The organism is Flavonifractor sp. An91 (assembly GCF_002159225.1).
Taxonomy (GTDB): Bacteria; Bacillota; Clostridia; order Oscillospirales; family Oscillospiraceae; genus Flavonifractor; species Flavonifractor avicola.
Genome location: NZ_NFHA01000067.1, coordinates 1 through 5,683, shown reverse-complemented (window position 1 = coordinate 5,683; position 5,683 = coordinate 1). Strand labels below are relative to the sequence as shown.

Annotated in this window: 1 protein-coding gene; it reads right to left on the bottom strand. The window is 58.9% G+C overall.

What is annotated here, in order from left to right; all coding sequences use genetic code 11:
• Positions 1 to 21 precede the first annotated feature (21 nt).
• Entirely contained in the window at positions 22 to 5,304 is a 5,283-nt protein-coding gene (locus B5G42_RS17155) for an S-layer homology domain-containing protein (protein ID WP_162611139.1), read from the bottom strand.
• Positions 5,305 to 5,683 lie beyond the last annotated feature (379 nt).

Genomic DNA, 5,683 nt, shown 5'->3' with positions numbered 1-5,683 from the left:
CGCCCCTGTCGGCATGGATCGTTACTTCTTCAGGTTCTGGGCAAAATTCATGAAGATCTGCGCCACTTCCGCCCGGGTGGCGGTGCCGGTGGGATCCAGCACGCTGCCGCCCTTGCCGGACAGCAGCTTGGAGCCTACCGCCCACTCCATAGCCTGGGCAGCCCAGGAGGAGGTCTTGGCGCCGTCGGTGAAAGCAGTCAGGTCGCCCTTGGCGGATACGTCATACTCCTTATACTCGGCGTAGCGGTACAGGATGGTGGCCAGCTGCTCACGGCTCACAGTGTCGTTGGGAGCAAACACGGTGTCGCTGTAGCCCTTGACGATGCCCTTGGAGGCGGCCCAGTTCACAGCGTCGGTGTACCACACGCCCTGTTCCACGTCGGTGAAAGCCAGGGTAGCCTCAGCCTTGGGCTGGCCCTCCAGCCGCCACAGCATGGTGACCACCATGGCCCGGTTGGTGGTCATGAGGGGAGCAAAGGTGGTGGTGGAGGTACCGTTCATCAGTTCCTTGTCATAGACATACTTCACGGCCTCATAGAACCAGTCGTTGGACTTCACATCGGTGAAGGGCAGATCCGTGCCCACAGAGCCGTCGTCCTTGGCGAAGGAGGCCTTTACGGTGACGGCAGAGGCAGGCATGGTGAAGGTGTACTTGCCGTCGCCCTTGTCGGTGAGCTTGAGCTCATTGCCGTTCTTGTCGGTGACGGTGAGCTTGTCCAGCTTACAGCCCTCGTCAGGCTTCACAGTCAGGGTGATGGTGAGGCCCTTGGAGGCGCGGGTACGGCTGGCGGTCACAGTACCGTCGTCCGCCTTCTCCACGGTGATGGCGTAGGAGGTGGAGGGCGTGCTGCCAGAGTCCTCGATGGCCTGCATGGCATCCTCCAGAGCGGCAGTGGCCGCAGTCACCTCTTCCATAGTGGCCAGAGGGCTGCCGCTGAGGGCACGGGCATAGACCACAGCCTGGAACAGGTCGCCTTCCAGACCAGTGCTGGTAAAGCCCAGGCCCTTCTGGGCCACGATTTCCTCCGCCTTGGCCAGCAGGTCGTTCAGAGCGGTCTTGTCCACAGCTTCATAAACCAGGAATTCCTGTACTTTGTAGACCGTACCGTTATTGCTGGCAATCCCCTGCAGCTTGACATAGCGGGCGGAGACAGGAGTCTCCAGTGTGATGGTCTCTCTGGCCTCCTGATTGTCGGCGACCTGAGCCGCCACATCCCAGTTCTCTCCATCCATGGAGGTGAGGATCTGGAAGTCCTTGCCCACGCCGTTGGAGCGCCACTGGATCTCCACCTGGGAGATGGTGCGGGCCTGGCCCAGATCCACCGTCAGAGCGCTGTCGGCGTGGTCGCCCTGCCAGTAGGAATAGATCTCAGAGGAGTTGTCATCGCTGGTGGTAAATGCCTCGCCGTCGATGGCCTTCATGGCAATGCTGGTGCGCTGTTCGCCGTCGTCGTAGCTATCCCCGGAAGCATAGGAATTGCTGCCGGCAGCGGTGTTCTGCGCCACGTTGACCAGTCCGTCATCGGCGTTGCCGGCCACTTCGGCGGCGGAGAGAGCCTTGTTATAGACCTTCAGGTTGGCCATCTGGCCGTGGAAGTCCTGTCCGATCTTCTCCAGCGGCAGCAGCACGGAGGAGTACATGGTGGAGATCGCGCCGGGAGCCAGACCGTCCTGGTCCGCTTTCTGAGACAGGAAGGTGACCAGCTGACCATTCACATAGAGCCGGGTGGCCTGGAAGGTGCCGACGATGGTCACCTTGACCGGGGTGCCGTCAGTGGGAACCTTGTAGTTGAAGTCGCGGGTAAAGTAGTTGACATCGGCGCTCATCTTGCCGTCATGCCCCGCCACCTGGATGCGGCCGTCATAGCCGGAGAAGAGAGAGGACTCCTTGGTGTTCGCAGTGCCGTCCTCCCCGGTAAGCTTCAGGTCAAAGGACACGGTATAGGGATAGGACATGGTCTTGAGAGGCGTTGTCAGCAGGGTATTGCCGTCAAAGGCCAGCCAGCCATCCGTGACGGAACCGCCGGTCAGGGCGGCGTCATAGCCGTTGCCGCTGGCGTCGTAGACGGTCTTACCGTCTCCGGACACATTGGCAAAATCATAATCCAGCACCAGGGAGCTCTTGCTGTCGAACTCCATGGCGATCTGGGTACCGGGGCCCTCCGCCAGCCGGCTTGCCCGCAGCTCATACTCGGTAAAGGTATCATCCTCATCCGTGCCGTTCCAGGTCTTTTCGCTGACGATGGCAATGGCCCGCAGAACACGCTGGTGCACATCCCGCTCGGTCATGCCCTCCTGGCTCTGGTCGCCCCAGATCACGGCCTTGGCGCCGATCAGGTTGGGCTCGCCCAGCAGGGGATCTCCGCCGCCGAACATGGTGGGATTCCAGTCATAGAACAGGTACTCCGCGTTGGGCACATCCCGGAAACGGCGGCCCGGATTGCCGTACAGGAAGGCGTCCCGGGCGTTGATGACCTGATAGCCCTCCGCGGTACGCTTGGCGGCATTGTCGTAGCCAGGGTACCAGATGTCCAGCTGATAGTCCTTGGCCAGTTCAGCAGGCGTCTTGTCCAGCACTTCGCCGGCGGTGGAGAAGCTGCCGGTCCCGGCGCCCCACATCCGGATTTTGGTATCCGCACCCAGGTTTTTCTGGATCACCTGGCGCATATTGTCGGCAAACTGTGCAAAGGCGTTATAAGTCTCTTTATTATGTACCCAGTACTCGTCGGCGCCGATATGGACCACAGGTCCGTAAACGGCGGGCTCTTCACCCCGGGTATACTCGTCCCACAGGGTGGAGGCAAACTTGAAGGCCCGGGTCTTGTTTTCGCCGATCAGATCCAGCAGCTCCTGATAACCGGAGTTGCCGGTGAAAGTGGACGCCAGCATGGTGCCGCCTTCCAGCCAGTCGATACCATCCGGATTTTCCTTAGCGTACTTGTTGTAGAGCAGGGAGTGGCCGGGCATATCCAGCTCGGTCATGACGTACATACCCATGTTCTGACACATGGCCTCCAGTTCCCGCCACTGCTCCTTGGTGTAGGTGGGGTTGCCCTGATAATCCTTGTTGTTGTTGTAGTAGTCAGCGTTGACCAGATCCGCCGGAATACCGGCGTGCTTGGTCTCGGACTTCAGGCTGGGGAAGGTTTCGCTCTCCAGACGGTGGAAGCCGGAATGGGTATCAAAGGTAGCGCCGTTGATGTTGGAGTTGTCGTTATCGCTGATGTGCAGATGATACTCGCTCATCTTGTACCACAGCATGATCTTGGCGTAGTCCTGCAGCTGCTGATAGCGGTAGGGAGTACGGGCCACATCCAGCATCAGGCCCCGGACCTCATAGGCGGGATAATCCCGCATGATGCCCTTGGGAATGGCGCTGTGGGTCTCGTCCTGCCACAGGATCTGCTCGGCGGTGATGGTGCCGTACAGGCAGCCGGTGTAGGTGGGGGCATAGATATGCAGGCCCTCCTCATTGGTCACCATCAGGTAGCCTTCCTTGCCCAGATCATAGGCGTTGGGATCGGTCAGAGACTCCAGATAAATGTCGTTGGGTCCGGTGGGCGCGGTCCCGGTCACCACCTCCAGGGTAATGCCGCAGATCTCTTCCACATCCGCCTTCATGTTGGCAGCAGCCTTTTCCAGGCCCACGCCGGCGGCGTCATTGAGTACGATTTTGGAGTCGGCGGTCAGGGTAAAGTTCCCCTCGTAGCCGTACCACTCCTGTACGGTGGGAATGACCTCCGGCTTATCATTGGGCTTGGCTACCGTGGGGAACCAGGCGGCAGGATAGCTGTCACTGTGGCTGGGGACGGTCACCGTCACGTTCTTTTCCGCGTAGTTTTCCTCATTGCCGTCCTCGCTGAGGCGAAGCAGCAGAGTGACATCCCGGGGACCGATGTTCCACTGACTGATCACGCCGTCGTTGCTTACCACATTCTCCAGCTCGCTGCCCCGGACGATCAGGGTAGTGCCCTCCTTGGTTTCCGGAAGGGTGATGGTTTTATCTGCTTTGTCAGGGTCGGACACTGTAACACCAGACAGGATCTCTTGCACATCCAGCGGAGGATGACGGGTGGGATTGGTGCCCAGCACCTCGATCTCCGCGATATTCACGTTATGTCCGCCGGGTGCCTGGGCATTGGTCTTGGTAATGTACATCCGTAAATACTGTCCCACCGGTTCCGCACCCAGGGCCGGATTGGTCGTTGTGGTAATGGTGTCCCGGTTGGCCGCGGTATCAGCAATATTCTGGTTCGGACCATTGGTCACAAAGGCGTTGGCGGAAGGCCGGTCCACGGTGGCCACTGTTTTCCAGGAGTCTTCCACCTCCGGGGTATCGGTGGTCTGGATCTCATAGTCCATGGCCCACACTTTGGCTTTGTAGGAAATGCGGATCTCCTCCAGAGTAGACCCCGTGTCTCCAAGGTCGATCTGAATCCACTGAGGGGTCTGCTCCTCATCGTCCCTAGAATTGTTTCCGACAATAAAGTCTTTCAGATCGCCGGAATTCCATTTGCTGTCCATGCTGCCGTCCACCACATTGGCCGGAGAGGTGCCCTGGACGGAAGTGGAGGCTTCCGTGGGCTGGCCCAGCGCCAGATTCCAGGCATCCTCGCCCGGTTCCGGCTGGGGCTCGTCGGACGCTTTGTAGATGGAGATCTCCCGCAGGCACACATTGTTGCCCGGCGCGGCGGCGTTGGTCTTTTCCACATAGAAGCGCACATAGCGCTCCACCGCTGCGCCCTGCCCCAGGGCAGGCGAGGTGGTTTTGGTAATGGTATCGGTATTGGCGGCGGTCGCAGGCGTCCCATTGTTGGTTTCGTCCGCAATGTCCTGCCCCTCGCCGTTTTTGACCGCGCCGTCAAAGGGCGCGCGCTCCACCCGGACCAGCGTGGCCCAGTCATCGCTGGCGCCGTTGTCCGAGGAGGTCTGGATCTCATAGACCATGGGCCAGACCTTCATATTGTACCAGAGCTTGATGGCCTCAATGGCCACGGGCTCGGTCACATCCTTGCCCAGATCCACCGTCAGCCATTGGGGCGTCTGAGTCGTATCAGCGGTTGTTGACCCATCTTTCATGGGGCCGGAGGCCCACTGCTGGGTTTGATCGGTAATGCCGTCCACTGCATAACGCGCGGTGGGGTTATCTGGATTTTCTTCAGAAGAGACTGTGACCGCACAGCTTTCCGTCACCAGGTCCTCCAGATTGTCCGGCAGCTGAGGTCCTGCGGCCCATACCGGAAGGGGCCCTGCCAGACTGATCACCATGGATGCACTGAGCAACAGGCTGAGTGCTTTCTGCATGATCCTCATAAATATCATCCCTTTCTTCTGCTATTTTCAGTCAGGATCCTTTGGAGTTAAAAAATGTGGGGCTATTCTCTCTATAGCGCCCCTTCAGCGCCTCCTCTCCCGGCACAAAGCTTCATTTTGTATCCTTTGTACATCTTAACCAATAGTTTCCAGGTGTTTTTTCTTGCAAAACGACCATTCGCATCTAGTTTAGCACCGGAAACCTTTACCGTAAGTATGATTTTTTATCATACTCACACCTGCCGCCTCTGTGAAATCGCGGGAACACATTTTGTTGGGCGGCCGCATTTGCGCCCAACCTGTATCCTTTTCCCGCGCAAAACAGTTGTACAAATATAAAAGAGCAGGCGGCCAAGGCAAATGCCTTGGC